The following is a 25,123-nucleotide window of genomic DNA, read 5'->3' on the forward strand; positions in this document are numbered from 1 at the left end:
GTTTGTTTTAACTGCTTTTTGCTTCAATCAATGCACGGTTCGCGGCTGAAATCGCCTTCTCTTTCTGTGCAACCATTACAACTGCCTTGCCATCAGCGTTGTGCCTGACCTGCCAGTACACATCACGCCACCAGCCACTGCCTTGTGGAATGTGAACACCTTCCTCAAAGGCAAACAAGGTGACCATGCCGCCCTTCTCAAAAAAGGTTGTCAAGTGATACGCCAAATTTCCGTCGATATCGCAAGGGCGCATCAGTTGCGCGAAGCCGGGCACTGGCTTGTTGGCGGGCAAGCCAAACTTTGGCATCAGTTCAGCTGATGTTATGAACTGTCCCCTCAGGGTTCGTTCGTAATATTCATGCTCAATAGCTCCGCGGACCAGTTCCGGTGGGCGAAGCGCAAAGAACCCGCCGCCCACCATTGCGAACAGGCCCAGTGCCAACAAACCGCTGACAAGCGGCGTGCGCCAATAGCGTTCGCGTTTGTACAGGCTCGAGGGGGCTTCGCCTGGCTGGTACGCCAGGGACAATTCAGCACGGGCATTCAGATCGAACTCGCTGTCGATTGATGCGTCAGGAAAAGTGTTGCGAGGGTCATCCATCTTTAGACCGAAGAAGAGTAGTAATTTTGTTGGACGAATCAACGGGAGGCGCAGGATTCATGACCTGCTTCAACGCGTCGCGCGCACGGGCCAGTCTGGACATCACGGTGCCTGGCGCAATTTCAAGTGCCTCGGCAATGGCCATGGTGCTCATGTCATCGAAGTAATACAGCACCAGCACTTCGCGATGAATGGGTGCAATTCTGGCCAAGGCCCGAACTGAATCAATACGGGAGTCGCTGTCCGGCGCGAACTGATCAATGTTGCCGTTTGCTTCGTCGTCCAGTTGCGAGGTTTTTGGTTGTGCGTGGCGGATCACGCAGCGCCGCATGATGCGAAACAACCAGGCTCGCGCCAGGGATTCATCTTTTAACTGTTTGCGATGCTTCCATGCCAAAAAATAAACATCCTGAACAATGTCTTCAGCCAGCACCTTGGAGCCCGTCAACGCCCATGCACTGCGTATCAAAAAGCGGTAATGCTCTTTGACCCACTGGTTGTATCTGCTTTCGGCGCTGGACAGAAAAAGGCTCATAGTCGTATAAGAGCACAGATGCGAGCATCTCATTCCATGGTTTGCAAAATAAAAAACCGGTTGCCACAGGGGGATGCTTAAAATGTGAACTCAAGTCCATGTGGGCGCAAATTGTGGTGGGCGGTTTGCTGTTGATTGCGTTGGGCATCGAATGCACGCTGACCACATTCGAGAACTGGCGGCGGCCTGGTGGCGATGGCCGCCAAGGTGATTGGAACTATTTGATCGGTCGGGTGCAAAAAGGCGGAAAAAACGTCAATTTGCTGACAGCGCATGGGTTCGGCATCGGCTACATTAGCTGAACAACAAAAAATATTCTCGGAGACACAATGCTCGGCAACACCTACATCACGATCGGTTTACCGGTTTCCCTTTTTATCATCATGATCGGTATGGGTTTAAGCCTGACCGTGGAAGATTTTCGACGCATCAAAGAACAGCCCAAAGGGGTGATCGTTGGTACGGTGTTGCAACTGCTTGGTGTGCCTTTGCTGGGGTTTGCAATAGGCGGTCTTTTCGGCGGCGGGGTCATGGCGGCTGGTCTGGTTTTGTCGGCGGTCATGCCTGGCGGCACCACTTCGAATGTACTCACCTACATGGCCAAAGCCAACCTGGCTTTGTCCATCACCTTGACTGTGATTGCCAGCCTGTTGACAGTGCTCACCATTCCCTTTTACATGTCCTACGCGCTTCCGCTGTTTGTCGGGGCCAACACCGAGCTGCAACTTCCTTTTCTGAAAACCCTCATTACCATGATGGTGATCGTGATTATTCCGGTGTGTATTGGCATGTTTGTTCGTGCCAAGAAACCTGAGCTGTCCCAGAAATTTGAGCCAGCAATCAACAAGTTTGCGGTGTTTGTGTTGGTTGCGATTATTGTTTTGATTGGAGTGAGCGAATCTGAAAATATGCCCACTTGGTTTGCTCAGGCCTGGATGCCTGTCGTCGCTTTGAATTTCGCCGCAATCGCCCTGGGTTTGTTGGGTGGAAAGCTAAGCGGTTTGAATGCCCGTGACAGTCTGACCGTTTCAATAGAGATGTGTGTCAAGAACTCTACGCTGGGTTTAACAATTGCATTGTCTTTGTTGGGTAACGCGGAAATTGCTGTCCCGGTCGTTGTTTATGGGCTGTTGATGTACGTCACTGTTGCTTTGCTTTGTTGGTACGGCAGAAGACTTCCCAACTGATTTGCGACCAAATTCTTCCAAACTTCTGGATAGGCCGCACTTCGGTGTGGCCGAACCCGGCTGTTCCGGGTATAATTCTCGGCTAGCTGAATGATTCTTAGGCAAAAAGCCTGCGCGGGTGTTATTTGTCCCCGGGTGTTTTGTCGCATCTATTGGAGTTTCCCTTGTCGAAATTAGTCGCAAGCGCCCACCCGCGCGCCTTGCTCGCGCTCGCAGACGGCACAGTATTCGAGGGCATTTCTTTTGGCGCCCCCACCACGAAAGTGGGTGAAGTGGTTTTCAACACCTCGCTCACGGGCTATCAAGAAATTGCCACCGACCCATCGTATTGTCGCCAAATTGTTACCCTCACCTATCCGCACATCGGGAATGTGGGCACCAACCCGCAAGACGAAGAATCCTCAGGGCTTCATTTGTCAGGTCTGGTCATCAAAGACCTGCCCGAACTGGTGTCGAACTTTCGTTCAACGCTGCCGTTGGCCGATTACCTGAAAAAGCATGGCGTACCCGGCATTGCAGGCATTGATACCCGCAAGCTGACCCGTATTCTGCGTGAAAAAGGTGCCCAAAATGGCTGCCTGTTGACCGAGGGCAGCAGTGAAACATTCAGCGCCGAACGAGCGATTGAATTGGCCAAAGGTTTCCCCGGCCTTGCAGGCATGGACCTGGCCAAGGTGGTTTCGTGCACCGAAGCCCATGAATGGGTTGAAGGCGAGTGGGCCTTGGGCGTGGCCGCCGAAGAACCTCATTTTCAGACCGGCGAGCGCCCACACCATGTGGTGGCATTCGATTACGGTGCCAAGCGCAACATTTTGCGCATGCTGGCCCAACGCGGTTGCCGCGTCACAGTAGTGCCCGCGCAAACCCCGGTTGAGAAAGTATTGGCCTTGAACCCAGATGGCGTGTTTTTAAGCAATGGCCCCGGTGACCCCGAGCCTTGCGACTACGCAATTTCTGCAATCAAGCACATTCTGGACAACACCAAACTGCCGGTGTTTGGCATTTGTTTGGGGCACCAGTTGATGGCTTTGGCCAGCGGCGCCAAAACCATGAAAATGAAGTTTGGCCATCACGGTGCAAACCACCCGGTTCAAGACCTGAAAACCAAGCGCGTGGCCATTACCAGCCAGAACCATGGTTTTGCGGTCGATGCCGACTCATTGCCTGGCAACTTGCGTGTCACCCATGTGTCGCTGTTCGATGGCTCTATTCAAGGCCTTGAGCGGACCGACCGGGCTGCCTTCTGCTTCCAGGGTCACCCGGAAGCCAGCCCAGGCCCACACGATCTGGCTGAATTGTTCGACCGTTTTATTTCAGACATCAAGGCAGCCAAGGCGTAACGCGCGGTTGTGCACACCTTCGTTTGAACCGTATTGAAATTTTTAAAATTAAAGGGAAGTTATGCCAAAGCGTAACGATCTAAAAACAATCCTGATCATCGGCGCCGGCCCCATTGTGATTGGTCAGGCCTGCGAATTCGACTACTCGGGTGCGCAAGCCTGTAAAGCGCTTCGCGAAGAAGGTTATAAGGTGGTGCTGGTCAACAGCAACCCAGCCACGATCATGACCGACCCGGAAATGGCCGATGTCACTTACATCGAACCCATTACCTGGCAGGTTGTTGAGCGCATTATTGAAAAAGAGCGTCCCGATGCCGTATTGCCCACCATGGGTGGTCAAACCGCGCTGAACTGTGCGCTCGATTTGGCCAAGCACGGTGTGCTGGCCAAGTACAACGTGGAATTGATTGGTGCGAAAGAAGAAGCCATCGAGAAAGCCGAAGACCGTTTGAAATTCAAGAACGCCATGACCAGCATTGGTCTGGATTCTGCAAAAAGCGGTGTGGCCCATTCCATGGAAGAGGCCCTTGAAGTTCAGGCCAGCATCGCCAAGCAGGTTGGCAGCAATGGCTTTCCGGTCATCATTCGCCCCAGTTTCACCTTGGGTGGTACGGGTGGTGGTATCGCTTACAACGCGGAAGAGTTCGAAACCATTTGCCGTCGCGGTCTGGAAGCATCGCCCACCAATGAACTGCTGATTGAAGAAAGCCTCATTGGCTGGAAAGAATACGAAATGGAAGTGGTGCGCGACAGCGCCGACAACTGCATTATCGTGTGTTCCATTGAAAACCTGGACCCCATGGGCGTGCACACCGGCGACAGTATTACTGTGGCACCAGCACAAACCCTGACCGACCGCGAATACCAGTTGATGCGCAATGCATCCATTGCCATTCTGCGTGAAATTGGTGTGGATACGGGCGGCTCCAACGTTCAGTTCTCGATCAACCCAGCCAATGGTCGCATGATCGTGATTGAAATGAACCCACGTGTGTCGCGTTCTTCCGCGCTGGCTTCCAAGGCAACCGGTTTTCCGATTGCCAAAGTGGCCGCCAAGCTGTCCGTGGGCTATACGCTCGATGAACTCAAAAACGACATCACCGGTGGTCTTACGCCTGCCTCGTTCGAGCCTTCGATTGATTATGTGGTTACTAAAATTCCGCGTTTTGCGTTCGAGAAATTCCCCACAGCCGATGATCGCCTGACCACCCAAATGAAGAGCGTGGGTGAAGTGATGGCCATGGGCCGTACTTTCCAGGAAAGTTTCCAGAAAGCCTTGCGTGGCCTTGAAGTGGGCGTCGACGGCTTGAACCAGAAAACAACTGATCGCGAAGCCATCGAGCGTGAGCTGGGCGAACCCGGCCCCGAGCGTATTTTTTATGTGGGTGATGCCTTTGCCCAAGGCTTCAGCCTTGAAGAAGTACACCAACTGACCAAAATTGATCGCTGGTTCCTGATCCAAATTCAAGACATCGTGGATACCGAGCTGGAACTGGAAACCAAAACTTTGGCAGATCTCACCGAGCCGGTGTTGCGTTTGCTCAAGCGCAAGGGTTTCTCCGATCGTCGTTTGGCTTATTTGCTCGACGTGTCTGAGGCGGAAATTCGCAAACTGCGCCACCAGCACAACGTGCGCCCCGTGTACAAGCGCGTGGACACCTGTGCTGCTGAATTCAAAACCGGCACCGCTTACATGTATTCCACCTATGAAGAGGAATGCGAAAGCCAGCCCACCGACAAGAAAAAAATCATGGTGTTGGGCGGTGGTCCCAACCGGATTGGTCAGGGTATTGAGTTCGACTATTGCTGCGTGCATGCCGCCATGGCCTTGCGTGAAGATGGCTATGAAACCATCATGGTCAATTGCAACCCTGAAACGGTTTCAACCGACTACGACACCTCTGATCGCTTGTACTTCGAGCCATTGACGCTGGAAGACGTGCTGGAAATTGTGGCCATTGAAAAACCGGTTGGCGTGATTGTTCAGTATGGTGGTCAAACGCCACTGAAGCTGGCGAAGTCGCTTGAAGCCAACGGCGTGCCCATTATCGGCACCAGCCCTGAAAGCATCGACATTGCCGAAGACCGCGAGCGTTTCCAGAAGTTGTTGACCAAGCTGAACCTGCGCCAGCCGCCAAACCGCACTGCGCGCACAGAAGCCGAGGCAATTTCGCATGCACAGGAAATTGGCTACCCCTTGGTGGTGCGCCCAAGCTATGTGTTGGGTGGCCGCGCCATGGAAATTGTGCACGAGCAGAAAGACCTTGAGCGCTACATGCGCGAAGCTGTGAAAGTGAGCAATGACAGCCCTGTGTTGCTGGACCGCTTCCTGAACGACGCCATTGAAGTGGACGTGGATGCGCTGTGCGACGGCCAAACCGTGATGATCGGTGGCGTGATGGAGCACATCGAACAAGCCGGCGTACACAGTGGCGATTCTGCCTGCTGTTTGCCCCCGTACAGCCTGTCGGCTGACATGGTCAATGAATTGAAACGCCAGTCTGAGCTTATGGCCAAAGCCCTGAACGTGATTGGTTTGATGAACGTGCAATTCGCGATTCAAAGCGACACGGTGTATGTGCTGGAAGTAAACCCACGTGCCTCACGCACGGTGCCTTATGTGTCCAAGGCCACAGGCAAGCAGTTGGCAAAAATTGCGGCTCGCTGCATGGCGGGTCAAACATTCGCTGATCAAGGCGTCACTGAAATTCCGGTGCCCAAGTACTTCTCGGTGAAAGAAGCCGTGTTCCCCTTCGTGAAATTCCCTGGCGTTGACACCATCCTCGGCCCTGAAATGAAGTCGACCGGTGAAGTCATGGGTGTGGGCCGCACATTTGGCGAGGCTTTCGTGAAGTCGCAACTGGCGGCCTCGGTCAAGTTGCCTGAGGGCGGCACTGCCTTTATTAGCGTGAAAACCGAAGACAAGAAGCACACTGTGAAACTGGCCAAAGGCCTTGTTGAGCTGGGCTTCAAGATCATCGCAACACGCGGCACGGCAGCAGCCATTGCTGAGGGTGGCATTGAATGCACCGTGGTGAACAAGGTGCTGGAAGGTCGTCCGAACATTGTCGATATGCTGAAGAACGGCGAAGTGCAACTGGTGGTGAATACGGTAGAAGAGCGCAGAAGTGCGATCAATGACAGCCGTTACATTCGAACCACCTCTTTGAGTTCTCGTGTTACGATCTTTACAACCATGGCAGGTGCATTGGCCTCCGTCGAGGGCATGAAACACCTTGGCGCAATGGATGTTTACAGCGTCCAGGGCTTGCATGCGGAACTCTCCGCTTAATCTGCCTGTCTGAACCTTTAAGCCGTCTCATAGCAATTTCTGCTATCAGGCGGCTTTCCATTTGCAGGAACATTTGAATTTATGGCCACTATCCCATTGACCGTCAAGGGCGCTGAAAAGCTGAAACAAGAATTGCACCGCCTGAAAACCATTGACCGACCCGCAGTGATCAATGCCATTTCCGAGGCGCGCGCGCAGGGCGATTTGTCCGAAAATGCCGAATACGATGCCGCCAAGGAAAAGCAGGGTTTTATCGAAGGGCGCATCAAGGAAATTGAAGGCAAGATGAGCAATGCGCAAATTATCGACCCCACCAATGTAGATGCTGAAGGTCGGGTTGTGTTTGGTGCCACCGTAAAACTGGAAGACATTGAAGCCGGTGCCACTGTCGAGTACCAAATTGTTGGCGACGATGAAGCGGACATCAAGGCAGGCCTGATTTCCATTTCAAGCCCGATTGCACGTGCCTTGATTGGCAAGTACGAAGGCGATGTGGCCCATGTTCAGGCACCCGGTGGTTTGCGGGAATATGAAGTGCTGGAAGTAAAGTACATCTAATGTTGTTGGCGAAAGGAGTGCAATAACAATGACTTGGCGCGGTTTTCGGGGTGCGGAACTGGCGCTCTGGGCCATTTGGCTCGGGGCTTTGTGGTTCATGGCTATTCTGGTAGCGCCAGGTTTGTTCAAATGGTTACCCCGCCCAGAGGCTGGCTTGGTGGCGGGCCGCTTGTTCTACATGTTGGCCTTGTATTCCTTGTTCAGCAGCGCATTGTTATTGGCCTTGTCGAATTTGGCAGGTGAATTGCGGGCAGGTTTCCGGATCAATGTGTTGATGGCCGTGATTTTGGCGGTTAGCTTGGTAGAGCTTGTCTGGCTTCAGCCGTACATGAATGATCTGCGCACGGCTATGTCCACCCTAGAGGGCGAAGCGCTGGCCGCCATGCGAAGCAAGTTCGGGAATATGCACGCTGTTTCAAGCGTGTTGTATTCCATCAAAATGATTGGGGCGCTGGTGTGGGGCTTGAACCGGTTTGGTGTCAAAAAGGACAATAAACCGGCTTCGATATCAACGACTTGATTAGTCTTTGGAGGCGAACTGGCGCTTGGTTTGGCGTGGGCCTTTGGGTTTTGGCCGGCTTTTGGCTTTGGCTTTTTCGGTGTCTTCTGCCTTGGGTCGGAAAAGTACCAGTAGCTTGCCGATGTGCTGAACCAGGGCAGCCCCGGTTTCTTCGCAAATGGCCTGCGCGTATTCAAGGCGTGCCTCCCGGTCGTCGCCAGCCACGCGCACCTTGATCAGGCCATGCGCGTTCAGGTTCATGTCGATTTCTTTGACCACATTGGGTGTCAAGCCCTTGTCGCCAATCAGAACGACTGGATCCAACGCATGGGCCTGGGCTTTAAGTGCCTTTTTTTCGGCTGGTGTCAGGGTTACTGCAGCGGTGTCCGTCATATTAATTTTTCACTCGGTTGGGTAATCGGTGGCTAAAAAGAAGAAACTCAATAAAAACTGGTTGCATGACCACATTAACGACCCTTACGTGAAAATGGCCACGAATGCGGGCTATCGCGCCCGCGCGGCCTTCAAACTGAAGGAAATTGCAGAGCCGGAAGGGTTGTTAAAGCCGGGCATCAAGGTGGTTGACCTGGGCAGCGCGCCCGGAAGTTGGTCGCAGGTGCTTCGGGAAGCCTTGCTTGGACCCGGTGGTATTATCAATGGCCGTATTATCGCATTGGATCTGCTTCCAATGGAACCAATTGCAGGTGTTGAATTCATTCAAGGGGATTTTCGCGACGAAGCGGTGCTGGAAGACCTTCAGCAGCGATTGGGCGGCGAAAAGCTGGATTTGGTAGTTTCTGACATGGCCCCGAACCTGTCTGGTGTTGCGGCCGCCGATTCAGCCCGGATTGAACATGTGTGCGAGCTGGCCATTGATTTTGCCCTGAATCACCTAAAGCCCAATGGCGCCTTGATTGTGAAGATTTTTCATGGGTCGTCGTATAGCAACATTGTGCACCAGATGAAACAGGTGTTTAAAAGTGTGTCGCCGCGCAAACCCAAGGCCTCCAGGGACCGTTCTCGTGAAACCTTTTTGCTTTGCAAGGGTCTTAAATAGGTATTTTGCAGCATCATGATCCAGGCGATTGCGATTGTTAATGCACACCATGAAATAGTGTGATGGCGTATTTCATTCGCTTGGGTTTAAAATGGACAACCTGCCCCCATTTCCCTAGGGTGGTGGCAGAGTCCTCGAGGAGAAGTGGCATTGAATAATTCGTTTTCCAAAGCAGCAGTTTGGTTGGTCGTAGCGCTGGTGCTCTTTACTGTGTTCAAACAGTTTGAAGGGCAACAAACACGCTCCAACGAGATGACCTATTCCGAGTTCATGCAGGATGCGCAAAATGGACGCATCAAGAGCGTGATCGTAGAAGGCCGCACCGTGCGCGCCCTGACCACCGATGACCGTGAGCGCCTGGTGTACTCACCCGGAGACATCTGGATGGTGGGTGACCTGTTGAAGTACGGTGTTCAGGTGCGTGCCAAGCCCGAAGAAGAGCCCTCTTTGTTGATGAGCCTGTTCGTGAGCTGGTTCCCCATGATTTTGCTGATTGGTGTGTGGATTTTCTTCATGCGTCAAATGCAGGGCGGTGGCAAGGGCGGCGCATTCAGTTTCGGCAAAAGCCGAGCCAAGCTGCTGGATGAAAACACCAATCCCGTGACTTTCGCGGACGTTGCAGGTTGCGACGAAGCGAAGGAAGACGTGCAGGAAATGGTGGACTTCCTGAAAGACCCCTCAAAGTTTCAAAAGCTGGGTGGACGAATTCCTCGTGGCGTGTTGATGGTGGGTTCACCCGGTACTGGTAAAACCCTGCTGGCCAAAGCCATTGCGGGTGAGGCCAAGGTGCCATTCTTTGCAATTTCCGGTTCCGACTTCGTTGAAATGTTCGTGGGTGTGGGCGCAGCCCGTGTTCGTGACATGTTTGAACAAGCCAAAAAGCAGGCGCCTTGCATTATTTTCATTGACGAAATTGATGCGGTGGGTCGCCAGCGCGGTGCCGGCCTTGGTGGCGGTAACGACGAACGCGAACAAACCCTGAACCAGATGCTGGTTGAAATGGATGGTTTTTCCACAGACCAGGCCATTATCGTGATTGCGGCCACAAACCGTCCCGATGTGCTGGACCCAGCATTGTTGCGCCCAGGCCGTTTCGACCGCCAAGTGGTGGTCAGCCTGCCTGATATTCGCGGTCGTGAGCAAATTTTGAAAGTACACATGCGCAAAATTCCAATGTCTCCGGACGTGAATGCATCTGTACTGGCCCGTGGCTGCCCCGGTTTCTCGGGTGCTGATTTGGCCAACCTGGTGAACGAAGCCGCTTTGTTTGCCGCACGCCGAAATGGCCGTGTGGTTGAAATGAACGACTTCGAGAAAGCCAAAGACAAGATCATCATGGGTGCTGAGCGCCGCAGCATGGTGATGCCTGAAGAGGAACGCCGCAACACGGCTTACCACGAGTCGGGCCATGCAGTGGTTGCCAAGTTGATGACGAAAACCGACCCTGTACACAAGGTGACGATTATTCCGCGTGGCCGCGCCTTGGGCGTAACCATGCAGTTGCCTGAAGGCGACCGTTACAGCATGGACAAAGAACGCATGCTGTGTACCATCGCCGTGTTGTTTGGTGGCCGTATTGCTGAAGAAATTTTCATGAACCAGATGACCACTGGTGCATCGAATGACTTTGAGCGCGCCACAGCCATTGCCCGTGACATGGTAACCCGCTACGGCATGACCGAGGCCCTTGGCCCCATGGTGTATGCTGAGAACGAAGGTGAAGTGTTCCTGGGCCGTTCAGTGACTAAAACCACGCACATGAGCGAGCAAACCATGCAAATGGTAGACGCGGAAATTCGCAAGATTATTGATTCGCAGTACAAAGTGGCTTGGGACATTCTGGATCAGAACCGTGACAAGGTTCACACCATGGCCAAGGCTTTGCTGGAATGGGAAACCATTGATGCGGATCAGATCAACGACATCATGGATGGCAAAGACCCACGTCCGCCTTCAACTGGTGGCAGCACACCACCCACAGGCGGCAGCCCAAGCTCCAGTGGTGGCGGTGGCGAGAAGGTTACACCTGCTCCACAGCCAGCACCTGCTGCGATGAGTGTGAAAGCGGACTGATATTCGGGTTGGTGAAAACTGAAAAGCCGTTGGTTTTGCGACCAGCGGCTTTTTTGTTGGCTGCTTCCGAGGCGTGAGTGCTACACCGGTTGGCCTAAGCAAGTCTTCTGATCCGGCTTGATGCTTCTGGCTTGGTGCATGCGAAACGCTTAAGCGTCTTCGCATCGATCCCCCGGATCGCCCCGCGCTGCGAAGCCGCCGGGAAGCCTTGCAAAGCCGGCCAACTGGTGTAGCACCCACGCCTCGCGCGTTGCCAACCCATTCGCTTGGCTTGCTCAGGTCGCAATGCCCTCGCAGCGTCGATCAAGAAAACCTGCCCTTGGTGTTGAATTCACCGCCCGTTCGGCGAGGCCGAAAGCGCAGCCCGCCCGCTGTTTAGCGGGTGCGCTTAGGGTGGTTAATCAATAACAAGGGGGTATTCAGGTTTTCTGGCGAGAGAGGGTATGCACCTGAGTAAGCTGAGCGGAACAGGTTTGCACCTTTGCCGTAAAATACCCACCACAGCAACTCACAAGGCAGCACATGGTTCGCACTTGGAAAGCAGGTCGTTTCGAGCTTAGCTATTCTCACGGCAAGCCCTTGATCATGGGTATTGTGAACGTGACGCCCGATTCCTTTTCCGACGGTGGCAAGCACAACTCAACCAAGCTCGCCATTGAACATGCCCGCAAACTGGTGGACGAAGGCGCGCAAATTCTGGACATCGGCGGAGAGTCGACCCGCCCAGGCGCGCAGGGTGTAGACGCCGATGAGGAATGGGCACGTGTTGGCGATGTGTTAAAGGAGCTTGTCCGCTGGAATATCCCCATTTCCATCGACACGATGAAGGCCAATGTGATGGCGCAGGCTGTTGAATTGGGTGTGGATATTTTGAATGATGTGAACGGTTTTCGGGATGCAGGTGCTGAAGCGGTGCTTGCAAATTCGAATGCAGGTGCGGTTGTGATGCACATGCAAGGTGAGCCACGCACCATGCAAAATTCTCCCCAATACAAGCATGTGGTCAGTGATGTGGAGGCTTTTTTGAATCAACGCATCATTGCGCTTGAAAAGCTGGGCGTGCAGGCGAACCGTATTTTGGTAGATCCTGGGTTTGGTTTTGGCAAAACACTGCAGCACAACATCGATTTGATGAAAGCAACATCCTTGTTTTCTACCTTGGGTGCGGGCGTGTTGGTGGGTGTGTCACGAAAGCGAATGATCTCAGATCTCACAGGGCAAACGGATCCCGGTTTGCGCACGGCGGGTTCGGTGGCGGCTGCCACGTATGCTGCGCAACATGGTGCAGCAGTGCTGCGTGTGCATGATGTGCGTGAAACTGTGGAGGCTTTGAAAGTGACCTTCGCCTTGAACCAATGATGCAGGCCGCCAGCTTGCCCAAACTTCCTGGGATTTTCGTCAGCGTTGCGGCGTATTGCGAGCCTCACCTGCATTTGACCATTCATCAGCTTTTTGCGAAAGCCAAGCACCCGCAGCGAATTCATGTGGGCCTGGTGGATCAATCTGAGCAATTGAATCCTGAGTGGTTAAAGCAATTTCCTGCACGCAAGAATATCAACTATGTGGGCTTGTCGCCTGTCGATTCTCGCGGCGTTAGTTGGGCACGTGCTATCGCGTTCTCGCTGTACAACGATCAGGACTATTTGCTGCAAATTGATTCCCACACCTTGTTTGATCAAGACTGGGATGAATTGTTGATTGAGCAGTTCAAGCAGCTAAAAAACTCCCATCCAAAGCCTTTGATCAGCACTTATCCGCCGGGTTTCAGGTTTGATTCGCAGGGTAGGGCGGTGGCAGATGAACCACTTAAGTCGGACGAGATATTTTTTATCGATCGCGACCCGGCCAGTGTGTTGACCGCAGACCGTGCGGTGTTGCAATTCAGGGTGGTTCGCAAACAGGCTTACCCCGCTGAAATGACCCACCTGCCTGGTTTTCATGTGGGGGCGTGTTTTTTGTTCACCACTGGTGATTTTACCCAGCAGGTGCCTTATGACCCGTACCTGTATTTTCGGGGCGAGGAGCAAAGCCTTTCCCTGCGCGCGCATGCCAAGGGTTATCAGGTGTTTCATCCCCGGCACAATCTGATTCCGCTGTATCACCTGTATAAAGAGGTGGGCAAAGTGTATGAGGGGCAGCACTGGCACCCCGAGATGGATGCCAAGCGCCATACTGCCTTTGGCTGGCTGCAACAACGGTCTAATGCGCGCACCCATGCCTTGTTCACGCCAGGCGCAGATTTGGGGGTGTATGGCATTGACAGCCCGGTGCACTTTGAAAGCTTTTGTAAGTTAAGCGGGATTGATTACCTGGGTCGCACCACAGTTCCCGTAAAATCAGATTCATAAATACTATTCACCTATTTGCAGACATTCCATGAGCAGACAATATTTCGGTACCGATGGCATTCGTGGCACAGTGGGACAAAGCCCCATGGTTCCCGACTTTGTATTGCGTTTGGGGCAAGCGGCAGGCACGGTGCTGGCCAGGCATGAGGGCGATGGAAGACGCCCACAGGTATTGATTGGCAAAGACACTCGCGTGAGTGGGTATTTGCTGGAAAGCTGCCTTGAGGCGGGCTTTACTTCGGTGGGTGTGGATGTGGTGATGGTGGGGCCGATGCCCACAGCGGGTGTGGCTTATTTGGCGCGTGCTTTGAATATGTCGGCAGGCGTGGTGATTAGCGCTTCGCACAATCCCTACCAAGACAATGGCATCAAGTTTTTCTCAGGGGAGGGTACCAAATTGCCTGATGCCTGGGAAATGGAAATTGAAGCGCAGCTGGCCTTGAATGCACCGTGCAAATCGTCTGAAGAACTGGGCAAGGCGAAACGCCTGAACGATGCAGCAGGGCGCTACATTGAGTTTTGCAAGGGTACTTTTCCGCGTGACAAACACCTGCGCGGCTTAAAAATTGTGGTGGATTGCGCCAACGGCGCGGCCTATCAAATTGCACCTGCAGTTTTCCGTGAATTGGGGGCCGATGTGGTGGTGCTGGCCGACCAACCCGATGGTTTGAACATTAATCGTGGTGTGGGTGCTACCTACCCCGACTTTGTAGCAAGGGCTGTGTTTGAGCACAAGGCTGACTATGGTTTTGCGCTGGATGGCGATGCAGACAGACTGATTTGTGTGGATGGCAGTGGTCGCATTTACAACGGCGATGAACTGTTGTTCGCCTTGGTGGCAGAGCGCTTGCATATGCAAGGCAAGGTAGACGGTGTGGTGGGCACCCTGATGAGTAACCTGGGGCTAGAACTGGCTTTGAAGCAACTAAATGTGGGCTTTGAGCGCGCCAAGGTGGGCGACCGTTATGTGTTTGAGAAACTGCAAGCCAATGGCTGGCAGCTGGGCGGCGAAAGCTCGGGCCATTTGCTGGTTCTCGATCGCCATTCTACCGGCGACGGCATTGTGAGCGCCTTGCAAGTGTTGCGCGCTGTGCGCAATTTGGGCATGCCTTTGGCCGACATTTTGAAGCCAGTGGCCATGTTGCCGCAGGTGCTTAAAAATGCACGTTTGCCTGTGGGGTACGACTGGGCCAACGATATGACAGTGCAGGGCGTTTGCGAGGCTGTGAAAGCTGAGCTTGGCAGCCATGGCCGTTTGTTGATTCGCCCTTCCGGCACAGAACCTGTGCTGCGCGTGATGGTTGAAACAGCGGACAAGGCCACCGCGAATCGCCTGGTTGATTCAATTTTGCAGGCTTTGCCCAAGGCTTGAGTGTTGCACTTAAGCTTGGTTGTTGGGTAGACGAATCCAGCTTTGCACTTTCAGGTCTTTTACCGAGTGCTGCAAATAGCGCCCTTGTCTCACTTCATAACGCCCATACTGCAATGTGACGCCTGCCGCGCCGATTTGCCCGGCATGTGACAGCGCAGCCTCTAGTGAGTTGTCGTGTGGTGGTGTGTCTGGCTGGTAGCCCCTAGGATATCCCTCAAGGTAATACCCCTTCGCTGTTTGAATGTTGCTGCGTTCACCTTTTAGCCGGTTCAGGTTCAGGCGAAGATGCGTGTCGCTGGCGCCGCCGCCTGTTTGACAGGACACGATGTCGTAGCCCATCAAAATTACCTTTGCGATTAGCCGGTGAATCGTTTCACTGTCGGACAATTTATTCGATTCAAAAAGGATTTGATGGGGCCATTGCTCGGGCTTTGCATCGCTGAAAAAGTCGTTCAGTATCACTGAATCATGTCCTTCAGTGTCGACCTTGAGCATGAACACGCCGTGAACTTCGTGCTGCTGAAAAATTGTTTGTAGCCGAAGGCAGGGCACAGCTTGAGTCACCAGAACATCTTGTTGCGCCAAACCAGTCTTCGCAAGGTGTTTTTCAACTGTTGGGTGAGGTGCGCCAATCGAATTGCAGCCACGAAGCCAGTTGGGTAGTTTGTGTTTCGCCAGAATTTGAGGTGGAATGAAATAGACATTCACTGTGCCTTCCACATTGGAGATGGCGGCGTTGATTTTTTTACAACCCGGGCGGTTCGGCAGGCGATCAATGTAAAGTGATATGGGGTCAATTGACAGGCCACGCGAGTCAGGCCCGGCTGCCTGAATAAGGGTGTTGAAGTCGGAGGTGCCAATTTCAATGAAGTCCAGGAACATAGTGTTTTTCAGCCAGGTTTTGGTAAACAAATCATGCAAATAAATGGTGTTGGTCAATATTTGACGAGCCAGCGTTTCAGTGTAGTCAAGCAGGTACAGCTTGTGTATCTGCTGCTCGCATTGTGTGTGTTTTTAATCCCTGCAAAAAGCGCATGGACCAAGCCTAATCCCAAAGCACTTTACACGCACAGTGCCGCGGCCGGGGTGTTCAGGGTGTTTTACACCACTGAAGGCAAGCATGCGGTTCCGGCAGATGACAAAGACGGTAACCATGTTCCTGACCGGATAGACGATATTCTTGTGCAGCTGAAGGCAGCAGACTGGTTTTACCAAACCCAACTGAAATTGACTCCGCCATTGATGCATTCAAGGTACGCCCAAAGCGATGGAATCGAAGTGCACATTCAGCACTTTGACCAGGGCACAGGCCTTGCCTTTGATGAACCCACCAAACCCAACTGGTATGAAGGACAATCGTCTTCCGCCCTTACCTTGAAAATCAAGATTGGTGCACAGGTGGACCCCCGTGTCAGCACCACGCCGGCACATGAACTTTTTCATGTGTATCAATACGCGTATTCTCCCTTCAAAACCAAGTGGTTTACCGAAGGCATGGCCAGGTGGCTAGAGGAGCCGTTTTCCCGCCAAACTGGTTTTGCAGTGCCTCCTTCACCGTCCTCCTGCCGTGAGCTGACGGGCATGGCCTACAACGCGAATGGCTTTTTTGCCAAACTTGCAGAGCGACAAATGCTGGGCGTTGATCAGGCTGCCATTTCAAATGGATATCGCCAATTTGTGTACTCAGATGGTAGCCCGGTGATCAGAAACCGATCGGTTTTCAAGTTTCGCCCAGTTAAAACATGGCTGGAACGCGCGGCTGAATTGGGAGCCAGGGAATCGCAAAGGCTTGGCCTGGTTGAAGGCAAGTGGCCAGAGTCCCTTCAACGCAGTGCCCAATTCGACTTAACGCTGTGTGAGGCCTTGACGAAACCTTGAAATCGACATAGAATTCCGCTTCTTTGTCGGGGCATAGCGCAGTCTGGTAGCGCATCTGGTTTGGGACCAGAGGGTCGAGGGTTCGAATCCTTCTGCCCCGACCACCACATGTTAGGATGTTCTATCCATTAATTCTGCCCGTAGCTCAGTTGGATAGAGCATCGGCCTTCTAAGCCGAGGGTCGGGGGTTCGAACCCCTCCGGGCAGGCCAAGAATTTAGTACCGGTTTACGGTGGCGGTGTTAGCTCAGTTGGTAGAGCAATGGATTGTGATTCCATGGGTCGTGGGTTCGAGCCCCATACATCGCCCCAAATAAAATCAAGGACTTAGCGTGAGTGATCCGCTAGGTCCTTTTTGTTTTTGGCGACTTCATTGTCGATTTAGACGTAATTTCACTTGTCGTAGCTAAAGCAAATTACTCTTGAGTCCTTACCTTCGATCAAGTGGCTGTGACAAGCCTGTGACAAAATCTGTGACAAATTTTTTTTCACAGACAATTTGTGAGTATCGATCGATGTTTGACACATTTTCATTTGTTACATAAACATGTACTTCACTTGCTGGCAGTCTTTAGTGAGAAATGACCTCTGTAACAAAGCTTTCACTAATCCATTTTTTCTGACATTTGTAGTAGCAGGTCAAACATCTCAATTTCAGGCGCAGGTCGACTTGTTAATCCAAAAGGAAGTGTATGGAAAAGCTAGGTGAGATTAAACCACTGCGCTTGCTGTTTGTTGGTGCTGGGGGTGTTGGTGCCTACTATGCAGCCCGCTTGATTAGCAGTGGAAATTTCGTGGTGTTGGTGGCACGTGGACATCACCTTGAAGCATTGCAAAACCATGGGTTGCAGGTTGAGCATGATCAGTTTTCATTCAAGCAGCCAGTGCGTGCGGTCGATGACTCCACAATGCAAACTCAGTACCGATGCAGTGATTTCGATGTACTAGTACTTTGTATGAAATCGCAGGACACAGCGGGTTGGCTGGATTCCAAGTCAGTTTGGATGGCTGAAGGCGCCACACCGGTTTTGTCCTTGCAAAATGGCGTCGAGAATGAAGCGGAACTAAGCAAGGTATTGGGCATTAGCCGAATCATTGGTGGATTGGCTGTAAGAATTGGCGCTCACATTGTTTCGCCAGGATGTATCAGGGCTCAAGGACTAGGGCAAATTGTGTTGGGACCTTGGCCCAATACGGTTGCGAATCGAGGTTTGAAAACTGAGGTTGAAAGGCTGACGGGTGTATTCAATGCTTCAGGGATTCCTACGCGCACGGCCGCCGACATTCGCCATGAATTGTGGAAAAAACTGATGGTTAACAATGGTGTGAATCCCTTGTCTGCTCTTACTCGAAAGGACACAGGTTTTCTAACAAAACACCCGCATTACAGGCAAGTGGTTTATGCGGCAATGCGAGAGGTCGCTGCGGTTTCAGGGGCAGACGATGTGGTGTTGAGCCAGTCTGATGTGGATGAAATGTTCAAGTTGATCTGTGAGTTTGATCCGATCAAAACTTCGATGTTGGTAGACCTTGAAAAGGGCCGTCCTTTAGAGCTAGATGCGATCAGTGGCAGTGTGCTTAGGCGAGCTGAACGCTTGGGGATCGATACACCCGTAACAGCATTAATTCAATCAATGCTCAGCAGCTGATTACTTCCCAAATCTTTCTTTGGGTAGCTTTTGCACTGCGATCAAGGATCGATTGATGTGCTCACCCAAAATTTGCGTGGCCAGCTCGCTGTTTCGATTCAGTGTGGCCGTCAAAATTTCTTCATGTTCGGAGTGCACATCGCGGGGAATGGGTTTTTCAGAAAGAATCAGCCTGCGATAACGCTCGGATTGCATGTACAGCAAATGTTGAAACTGTTTTAGCCAGCGCGATGGACAGGCTGAGATCAGCGTGTCGTGAAACAGGCGGTTTTTGCGTTCCCATTCGCTGCGGGTTTCAACGGTTTCCTCGTCAAGGCGTGATTCTGCCCGGCTTAGCATATGGAACGCACCCATTACCTCGGCTTCCCACTGGTCATCGCCCAGTGCGATGGCTTGCCGCAGTGCTTCAGTTTCAATCATGACGCGGGTGCGGGTAATGTCTTGAAAATCTTCCGCAGACATGGGGGCCACGGTAAAGCCTCGGTGCCCCTGCGCAACCACCAATCCGTCATTCAGTAGTAGTTGCAGGGCTTCCCGCAAGGTGCCTGCACCCACGTCGTAATCGTCTTTCAGATGTTCTACACGCAGTTTCGTACCCGGCTTGTGCACGCCTTCAATGATGTCATTGCGCAGTTTGCGGTAGGCGGTTTCGGCCAGGGTCAGGCTTTCCCCACTGGTGACGCTGCCCGGCAATGAGACCACTTCATTCATACACACTCCAAAAAAATTCTCTCTGTGTCGCCATTGTAGTCGAGTTGCGGTGCTAATCAACATTTTCGATTAAAAATAAAATTCTCGAGAAAATATATTGACGTCGAGAAAAATAAGTTTTATCGTTTGTTCATGGTTTAATCGATTGGCAAGGAAGAATGCAATGAAAGAAGTCTTGAACTTCATCAACGGGGAATTCGTCGCAACGGGAAAAACATTCCCCAAGCACTCGCCTTTGAACAATGCGGTGATTGCGCAGGTCCACGAGGCCAGCCGTGCACAGGTCAACGATGCAGTGGCCGCTGCCAAAGCTGCTTTGAAGGGCCCATGGGGCAAGATGACGGTGGCAGACCGGGTGCAAATGCTGTACGCCGTGGCCGATGAAATCAATCGTCGATTTGATGACTTTTTGCAGGCTGAGGTGGCCGACACCGGTAAGCCGGTGAGCCTGGCCAGTCACATTGATATTCCCCGCGGGGCGGCCAATTTCAAGGTGTTCGCCGACACCATCAAGAATGTGCCCACAGAATGCTTTGAAATGGCCACTCCGGATGGACGCGGCGCGCTGAACTATTCCATTCGTCGCCCTGTGGGTGTAGTGGGCGTGATTTGCCCCTGGAATCTCCCTTTGCTGCTGATGACCTGGAAAGTTGGCCCTGCGCTGGCTTGCGGCAACACGGTGGTTGTAAAACCTTCGGAAGAGACCCCACAGACTGCTGCGCTGTTGGGTGAGGTGATGAATAAAGTGGGCGTCCCTCCTGGCGTATACAACGTGGTGCACGGCTTTGGTCCAGATTCCGCGGGTGAATTCGTGACTACCCACCCCGATGTGAATGCAATTACCTTCACCGGCGAAACACGCACCGGTGCCGCAATCATGAAAGCGGCTGCGCAAGGTGCACGCCCCGTGAGCCTTGAAATGGGTGGCAAGAATGCCGCAGTCGTGTTTGCAGATTGTGATTTTGATGCCGCCATTGAAGGCACCATGCGCTCGGTGTTTGCCAACAGCGGGCAAGTGTGTTTGGGCACTGAACGTGTGTATGTGGAACGTCCGATTTTCGACAAATTTGTGGCTGCCATGAAGAAGGGCGCGGAGGGTTTGAAGCCCGGATTGCCAGACGATAAAGACACTGGCATTGGCCCGGTGATTTCACAGGAACACCGCGACAAAGTATTGGGCTATTACCGAAAGGCGGTGGAGCAGGGCGCAACCGTGGTGACTGGTGGTGGTGCATTTGAGATGCCTGGCGAACTGAACCAGGGCGCTTGGGTGCAGCCCACCATTTGGACTGGCTTAGATGACGATGCGGCGGTGTGTGTCGAGGAAATCTTTGGACCCTGCTGCCACATTGCCCCCTTTGATTCTGAAGACGAAGTGGTGGCGCGTGCCAACAACAATGTGTACGGCCTTTCTACTGCGGTGTGGACTCAGAACCTGGCCAAAGCGCACCGTGTGGCTGCCTCGATTGAAGTGGGTTTGGCTTGGGTGAACAGCTGGTTCTTGCGCGATTTGCGCACACCGTTTGGTGGTGCCAAGCAATCGGGTATTGGCCGAGAAGGGGGTGTGCACTCGCTGGAGTTTTACACCGAACTTAAAAACATTTGCGTGAAGCTGTAAGGAGCCCACGATGAACGCACCCGCTTCACCCGAAATTGGATTGAGCATTCAGGCCAACGGCCTTCAAACAAATTATCACGATCAAGGCCAGGGCACGAACCTGATGCTGATTCATGGTTCCGGCCCCGGTGTTTCGGCTTGGGCGAACTGGCGCTTGGTGATACCCGGTTTTGCAAAACAATTCCGCGTTGTTGCCCCAGACATGGTGGGCTTCGGTTTCACTGAGCGCCGCCAAGGTTACCAATACAACCTGGACAACTGGGTGGCCCACGCCATTGGTGTGATGGACGCACTGAACATGGAACAAACCGATTTGATTGGTAACTCGTTTGGTGGCGCTGTAGCGCTGGCGCTGGCGATTCGCCACCCCAGTCGTGTTCGCAAGCTGGTGTTGATGGGCAGTGTGGGTGTGCCATTCCCGATTACTGAGGGACTGGATGCAGTGTGGGGTTACCAGCCGTCATTCGAGAACATGCGTCGCATCATGGACTACTTCGCATACGACCGTGGCCTGGTGAACGATGAGCTGGCTCAGTTGCGTTTTCAGGCCAGCATTCGCCCCGGTTTTCAGGAAAGTTTTTCAGCCATGTTCCCCGCGCCACGACAGCGCTGGGTAGATGCCATGGCCAGCCATGAAAGCGATATTCGAGCGCTGAATAAAAGCACATTGATTGTGCATGGCCGGGATGATCAGGTCATTCCCTTGAGCACTTCGCTGTGTTTGCACGAAATGATTGTGGATTCGCAACTGCATGTTTACGGCAAGTGCGGTCACTGGACCCAGATTGAACACGCTGCGCGCTTTGAGCGCTTGGTGACTGACTTCCTGCAAGAGGCTTAAAGCAAATGGACGCTACTCAAATTCGCGACTTGGGCGATGAACTTTACAACGCATTGACCCAACGGCACACGATTGCACCGCTGACCAGCCGTGATTTCGATATCACGATTGAAGACGCCTATCACATTCAACAGAGGATGATTGCGCGACGCTTGGACAACGGCGAGCACGTTATCGGCAAGAAAATTGGCGTGACCAGCGCCGCCGTGATGAACATGCTGAATGTGCACCAACCCGACTTTGGCTACCTGCTCAATGGCATGGTGTACAACGAGGGCGAAGCCATTGAAGCGGCCAGCCTGATTCAACCGCGTGCAGAAGGTGAAATTGCATTTTTGATGAAACGCGATTTGATGGGCCCTGGTGTAACCGCCGCCGATGTGCTGGCTGCCACAGAAGGCGTGATGGCCTGTTTCGAAATTGTGGACTCACGCATCGCCGATTGGAAAATCAAGATTCAAGACACCGTGGCCGACAACGCCTCTTGCGGTGCAATTGTGTTGGGTGACCGTGTGGTCGACCCGCGCAAAGTAGACCTGTTCACCTGCGGCATGGTGCTGCAAAAGAATGGCGACATTGTGGGTACCGGTGCGGGCGCTGCTGCACTTGGGCACCCAGTGAACGCGATTGTTTGGCTGACCAATACGCTGGGCCGTTTGGGCATTGGTCTGAAGGCAGGTGAAATTATTTTGTCAGGTTCTCTGGCAGCACTTATTCCCGTGAAGGCAGGCGATTCGCTGCACATGTCGATTGGCGGCATTGGCAACTGCTCTGTTCGCTTCGCGTAAGTTACAACGCAAAAGGCAAAAGGAATTCGATGATGAAAAAGATCAAATGCGCACTGATTGGTCCCGGCAATATTGGCACCGATCTCTTGATGAAACTGAAACGCAGTGCGGTGCTCGAGCCTGTGTGGATGGTCGGTATCGATCCCGAATCAGATGGCCTGAAGCGTGCGCGCGAGATGGGTATTAAAACAACCGCTGAGGGTGTGGATGGTTTGTTGCCCCATGTGGAAGCAGATGGTGTGCAAATCGCATTCGATGCCACCAGTGCTTATGTGCACGCAGAGAACAGTCGCAAGCTGAATGAACTGGGTGTGCTAATGATTGACCTGACACCCGCAGCAGTTGGGCCTTTCTGTGTGCCCCCGGTGAATTTGAAGGAGCATGTGGGCAAGCGTGAGATGAATGTGAACATGGTGACTTGCGGTGGTCAGGCGACCATTCCCATGGTGTACGCCGTGTCGCGTGTTCAACCGGTCAGCTACGGCGAAATTGTGGCCACGGTGTCCTCGAAATCAGTAGGCCCAGGTACCCGCAAAAACATTGATGAATTTACCCGCACCACGGCAGGTGCTGTTGAAAAGGTGGGCGGTGCCAAAAAAGGCAAAGCCATCATCATCATCAACCCGGCTGAACCGCCCCTGATCATGCGTGACACCGTGCATTGCTTGGTGGAAGGCACACCTGATCAGGAAGCAATTACCAGGTCGGTTCACGACATGATCAAGGAAGTACAGAAGTACGTGCCTGGCTACACGTTGGTGAATGGCCCTGTGTTTGATGGCAACCGTGTGTCGGTGTTCATGCAAGTGGAAGGCCTGGGTGATTACCTGCCCAAGTACGCCGGCAACCTGGACATTATGACGGCTGCTGCGGCCCGTACTGCTGAAATGTTTGCTGAAGAAATTCTCAGCGGCAAGCTGACCCTTGAACCCACCGTGAGCGCCTAAGGAGAACCCCATGAGCTTGAAAGGAATTGAAATCAAAGTGCATGACATGACGCTTCGCGATGGCATGCACCCCAAGCGCCACTTGATGAGCCTGGAACAAATGCTGAGCATTTCAAAGGGGCTGGACGAGGCAGGTGTTCCGCTGATTGAAGTGACCCATGGCGATGGTTTGGGTGGGTCATCTGTGAACTATGGTTTTCCGGCGCACAGCGATGAAGAGTATTTGAGCACGGTGATTCCTGCGATGAAGCAGGCCAAGGTGTCCGCCTTGTTGTTGCCTGGTATTGGTACGGTGGATCATTTGAAAATGGCCAAAGAACTGGGTGTTCACACGATACGTGTAGCCACCCACTGCACCGAGGCCGATGTGAGTGAGCAGCACATCACTTATGCCCGCAAGCTGGAGATGGACACCGTGGGTTTCCTGATGATGGCCCACATGGCCAGTGCAGAGAAGCTGATTGAGCAAGCCAAATTGATGGAAGGCTACGGTGCCAACTGCATTTATGTCACCGACTCTGCTGGCTACATGCTGCCCGAAGAGGTGTACGAAAAAATCAGCGCAGTGCGCGATGCACTGAAGCCCGATACCGAAATTGGTTTTCATGGTCACCACAACCTGTCGATGGGCGTTTCAAACTCCATCGAAGCCATTCGTGGCGGCGCTCGCCGTATTGATGCAGCCGCAGCCGGTTTGGGTGCGGGGGCAGGTAACACACCGATGGAAGTGCTGGTGGCGGTGTGTGAACGCATGGGCATCAAGACGGGTGTGGATGTATTCAAGATTTCCGATGTGGCAGAGGACCTGGTGGTACCGATCATGGATCACCCCATTCGAATTGATCGTGACTCCATGACCCTGGGTTATGCCGGTGTGTATTCCAGCTTCCTGTTGTTCGCCAAACGCGCCGAGAAAAAGTACGGCATCAGCGCCCGTGAAATTTTGGTTGAGCTTGGGCGACGCGGCATGGTGGGCGGTCAGGAAGACATGATTGAAGACACGGCCATGACAATGGCCCGTGCAAGGAGCGTTGCATGAAACTGGATAAGAAAACCATCTCTGCACTGGCGGAGCACCTGGAAAGCGCAGAACTGAATACGCGCGATGTGGTGAAGATTACCGATGACCACCCCGACATGGATTGGGACGACGCCTATGCCATTCAGGATGAAATTCGTGCCCGCAAAGAACGCCGTGGCGTGCGCATTGTGGGTCTGAAAGCCGGTTTGACCTCGCACTCGAAGATGAAGCAAATGGGTGTGGATACACCGGTATTCGGGTTTCTGGCTGATTACTTCAGCGTGCCGGAAGGTTCGGCCGTGAAGGTGAGCGAGTTGATTCACCCAAAGGTGGAGCCTGAAATTGCCTTTGTTACCAAAGCTGATTTGCGTGGCCCAGGTTGCAACATTGCCACTGTGCTGGCGGCCACTGACTTTGTGATGCCAGCCATTGAAGTGATCGATTCACGTTACCGCGATTTCAAATTTGATTTGAAAAGCGTGATTGCAGACAACACGTCCGCTGCACGTTTTGTGGTGGGCGGCACCATGAAACCAGTCGACGGCATGGACTTGAAAACCACTGGCATTGTGTTGGAAAAAAATGGTGTGCCCGTGGCTTTTGGTGCAGGTGCCGCAGTGGTGGGTCACCCGGCAGCAGCCATTGCGATGCTGGCCAATGAACTGGCCAAGCGCGATCAGTTTGTGCCGGCAGGGTCGCTGATTTTATCGGGTGGCATTACCGAGGCCGTGGCCGTGGAAGCTGGCGACAACGTCACCTTGCATGTGCAGGGTTTGGGCCAGGTCGGCCTGCGTTTTGAGTGAGGGCGA

Annotated in this window: 24 protein-coding genes and 3 tRNA genes; 22 read left to right on the top strand and 5 right to left on the bottom strand. The window is 53.0% G+C overall.

Annotation, left to right across the window (positions count from 1 at the left end):
* Positions 1 to 7: 7 nt before the first annotated feature.
* Positions 8 to 601: a hypothetical protein gene (locus FCS97_RS06340; protein ID WP_138517564.1), complete on the bottom strand. Its 594-nt coding sequence runs from the start codon at positions 599 to 601 to the stop codon at positions 8 to 10.
* Positions 594 to 1,136: an RNA polymerase sigma factor gene (locus FCS97_RS06345; RefSeq protein ID WP_105028382.1), complete on the bottom strand. Its 543-nt coding sequence runs from the start codon at positions 1,134 to 1,136 to the stop codon at positions 594 to 596. Before FCS97_RS06345 ends, FCS97_RS06340 begins: the two co-directional genes overlap by 8 nt.
* Before the next feature lie 98 nt (positions 1,137 to 1,234).
* On the opposite strand from FCS97_RS06345, the gene FCS97_RS06350 reads away from it, so the two are divergent.
* The 6 genes from FCS97_RS06350 to FCS97_RS06375 all read left to right on the top strand — a co-directional run bounded on the left by FCS97_RS06350 (position 1,235) and on the right by FCS97_RS06375 (position 8,033).
* Positions 1,235 to 1,438 (top strand): hypothetical protein, encoded by a 204-nt coding sequence (locus tag FCS97_RS06350; RefSeq protein ID WP_105028383.1) that lies wholly within the window; start codon positions 1,235 to 1,237, stop codon positions 1,436 to 1,438.
* 27 nt (positions 1,439 to 1,465) lie between these two features.
* Positions 1,466 to 2,323: a bile acid:sodium symporter family protein gene (locus tag FCS97_RS06355; protein ID WP_008250335.1), complete on the top strand. Its 858-nt coding sequence runs from the start codon at positions 1,466 to 1,468 to the stop codon at positions 2,321 to 2,323.
* Between the two features lie 164 nt (positions 2,324 to 2,487).
* Positions 2,488 to 3,663 carry a glutamine-hydrolyzing carbamoyl-phosphate synthase small subunit gene (carA, locus tag FCS97_RS06360; RefSeq protein ID WP_246065895.1) on the top strand — a complete coding sequence of 392 codons (1,176 nt, stop codon included), beginning with the start codon at positions 2,488 to 2,490 and terminating at the stop codon, positions 3,661 to 3,663.
* 61 nt (positions 3,664 to 3,724) lie between these two features.
* Positions 3,725 to 6,955 (top strand): carbamoyl-phosphate synthase large subunit, encoded by a 3,231-nt coding sequence (gene carB, locus FCS97_RS06365; RefSeq protein WP_138517565.1) that lies wholly within the window; start codon positions 3,725 to 3,727, stop codon positions 6,953 to 6,955.
* Between the two features lie 81 nt (positions 6,956 to 7,036).
* A complete protein-coding gene (greA, locus tag FCS97_RS06370; RefSeq protein WP_008250341.1) occupies positions 7,037 to 7,513 on the top strand; it encodes a transcription elongation factor GreA in 477 nt (158 codons plus the stop codon).
* Between the two features lie 28 nt (positions 7,514 to 7,541).
* Positions 7,542 to 8,033 carry a DUF4149 domain-containing protein gene (locus FCS97_RS06375; RefSeq protein ID WP_138517566.1) on the top strand — a complete coding sequence of 164 codons (492 nt, stop codon included), beginning with the start codon at positions 7,542 to 7,544 and terminating at the stop codon, positions 8,031 to 8,033.
* Here the strand turns inward: FCS97_RS06375 and yhbY are convergent, their stop codons facing one another.
* Positions 8,034 to 8,405: a ribosome assembly RNA-binding protein YhbY gene (yhbY, locus tag FCS97_RS06380; RefSeq protein ID WP_138517567.1), complete on the bottom strand. Its 372-nt coding sequence runs from the start codon at positions 8,403 to 8,405 to the stop codon at positions 8,034 to 8,036.
* 28 nt (positions 8,406 to 8,433) lie between these two features.
* Here yhbY and FCS97_RS06385 point away from each other — a divergent pair, with 28 nt between their 5' ends.
* The 5 genes from FCS97_RS06385 to glmM all read left to right on the top strand — a co-directional run bounded on the left by FCS97_RS06385 (position 8,434) and on the right by glmM (position 14,862).
* Positions 8,434 to 9,069 (top strand): RlmE family RNA methyltransferase, encoded by a 636-nt coding sequence (locus FCS97_RS06385; protein ID WP_138517568.1) that lies wholly within the window; start codon positions 8,434 to 8,436, stop codon positions 9,067 to 9,069.
* Between the two features lie 150 nt (positions 9,070 to 9,219).
* Positions 9,220 to 11,142 carry an ATP-dependent zinc metalloprotease FtsH gene (gene ftsH / locus FCS97_RS06390; protein ID WP_246065904.1) on the top strand — a complete coding sequence of 641 codons (1,923 nt, stop codon included), beginning with the start codon at positions 9,220 to 9,222 and terminating at the stop codon, positions 11,140 to 11,142.
* 522 nt (positions 11,143 to 11,664) lie between these two features.
* The gene (gene folP / locus FCS97_RS06395; protein ID WP_138517570.1) at positions 11,665 to 12,501 is read left to right on the top strand and encodes a dihydropteroate synthase; all 837 of its coding nucleotides are present in this window, start codon (positions 11,665 to 11,667) and stop codon (positions 12,499 to 12,501) included.
* Between the two features lie 14 nt (positions 12,502 to 12,515).
* Positions 12,516 to 13,490 (top strand): GlcNAc-transferase family protein, encoded by a 975-nt coding sequence (locus FCS97_RS06400; protein ID WP_171035191.1) that lies wholly within the window; start codon positions 12,516 to 12,518, stop codon positions 13,488 to 13,490.
* Between the two features lie 28 nt (positions 13,491 to 13,518).
* The gene (glmM, locus tag FCS97_RS06405; protein WP_138517572.1) at positions 13,519 to 14,862 is read left to right on the top strand and encodes a phosphoglucosamine mutase; all 1,344 of its coding nucleotides are present in this window, start codon (positions 13,519 to 13,521) and stop codon (positions 14,860 to 14,862) included.
* A gap of 9 nt (positions 14,863 to 14,871) precedes the next feature.
* Here glmM and FCS97_RS06410 read toward each other — a convergent pair whose 3' ends face one another.
* Positions 14,872 to 15,744 (bottom strand): FkbM family methyltransferase, encoded by an 873-nt coding sequence (locus tag FCS97_RS06410; protein ID WP_138517573.1) that lies wholly within the window; start codon positions 15,742 to 15,744, stop codon positions 14,872 to 14,874.
* A gap of 33 nt (positions 15,745 to 15,777) precedes the next feature.
* Between FCS97_RS06410 and FCS97_RS06415 the strand changes: the two genes are divergently transcribed.
* The 5 genes from FCS97_RS06415 (at position 15,778) to FCS97_RS06435 (ending at position 18,388) form a co-directional block, all read left to right on the top strand.
* Positions 15,778 to 16,740 carry a hypothetical protein gene (locus FCS97_RS06415; RefSeq protein WP_138517574.1) on the top strand — a complete coding sequence of 321 codons (963 nt, stop codon included), beginning with the start codon at positions 15,778 to 15,780 and terminating at the stop codon, positions 16,738 to 16,740.
* A 27-nt stretch (positions 16,741 to 16,767) separates the two neighbouring features.
* Positions 16,768 to 16,844: transfer RNA gene (locus FCS97_RS06420), tRNA-Pro, on the top strand.
* A 30-nt stretch (positions 16,845 to 16,874) separates the two neighbouring features.
* Positions 16,875 to 16,951, top strand: a tRNA-Arg gene (locus tag FCS97_RS06425).
* A 24-nt stretch (positions 16,952 to 16,975) separates the two neighbouring features.
* A tRNA-His gene (locus tag FCS97_RS06430) sits at positions 16,976 to 17,051 on the top strand.
* A 380-nt stretch (positions 17,052 to 17,431) separates the two neighbouring features.
* Positions 17,432 to 18,388: a ketopantoate reductase family protein gene (locus FCS97_RS06435; protein WP_138517575.1), complete on the top strand. Its 957-nt coding sequence runs from the start codon at positions 17,432 to 17,434 to the stop codon at positions 18,386 to 18,388.
* Here FCS97_RS06435 and FCS97_RS06440 read toward each other — a convergent pair whose 3' ends face one another.
* On the bottom strand, positions 18,389 to 19,099 hold the full coding sequence (locus FCS97_RS06440) for a GntR family transcriptional regulator (RefSeq protein WP_138517576.1): 711 nt from the start codon (positions 19,097 to 19,099) through the stop codon (positions 18,389 to 18,391). It abuts the gene before it with no gap.
* 163 nt (positions 19,100 to 19,262) lie between these two features.
* Here FCS97_RS06440 and FCS97_RS06445 point away from each other — a divergent pair, with 163 nt between their 5' ends.
* Genes FCS97_RS06445 through dmpH form a run of 6 tightly spaced genes read left to right on the top strand, consistent with a single transcriptional unit; the run spans position 19,263 to position 25,117 of the window.
* Complete coding sequence (locus FCS97_RS06445; protein WP_138517577.1) at positions 19,263 to 20,717, top strand: 2-hydroxymuconic semialdehyde dehydrogenase; 1,455 nt, start codon at positions 19,263 to 19,265, stop codon at positions 20,715 to 20,717.
* A 10-nt stretch (positions 20,718 to 20,727) separates the two neighbouring features.
* Positions 20,728 to 21,558: an alpha/beta fold hydrolase gene (locus FCS97_RS06450; protein ID WP_105029447.1), complete on the top strand. Its 831-nt coding sequence runs from the start codon at positions 20,728 to 20,730 to the stop codon at positions 21,556 to 21,558.
* 5 nt (positions 21,559 to 21,563) lie between these two features.
* Entirely contained in the window at positions 21,564 to 22,346 is a 783-nt protein-coding gene (gene dmpE, locus FCS97_RS06455; protein ID WP_138517578.1) for a 2-oxopent-4-enoate hydratase, read from the top strand.
* A 29-nt stretch (positions 22,347 to 22,375) separates the two neighbouring features.
* Positions 22,376 to 23,293, top strand: a complete 918-nt coding sequence (locus FCS97_RS06460) for an acetaldehyde dehydrogenase (acetylating) (protein ID WP_138517579.1) — start codon at positions 22,376 to 22,378, stop codon at positions 23,291 to 23,293.
* A gap of 10 nt (positions 23,294 to 23,303) precedes the next feature.
* Entirely contained in the window at positions 23,304 to 24,332 is a 1,029-nt protein-coding gene (gene dmpG / locus FCS97_RS06465) for a 4-hydroxy-2-oxovalerate aldolase (RefSeq protein WP_138517580.1), read from the top strand.
* Positions 24,329 to 25,117, top strand: a complete 789-nt coding sequence (gene dmpH / locus FCS97_RS06470; RefSeq protein ID WP_138517581.1) for a 2-oxo-3-hexenedioate decarboxylase — start codon at positions 24,329 to 24,331, stop codon at positions 25,115 to 25,117. Before dmpG ends, dmpH begins: the two co-directional genes overlap by 4 nt.
* Positions 25,118 to 25,123 lie beyond the last annotated feature (6 nt).

The organism is Limnobacter alexandrii, assembly GCF_005871185.1.
In the GTDB taxonomy this organism is placed as follows: Bacteria; Pseudomonadota; Gammaproteobacteria; order Burkholderiales; family Burkholderiaceae_B; genus Limnobacter; species Limnobacter alexandrii.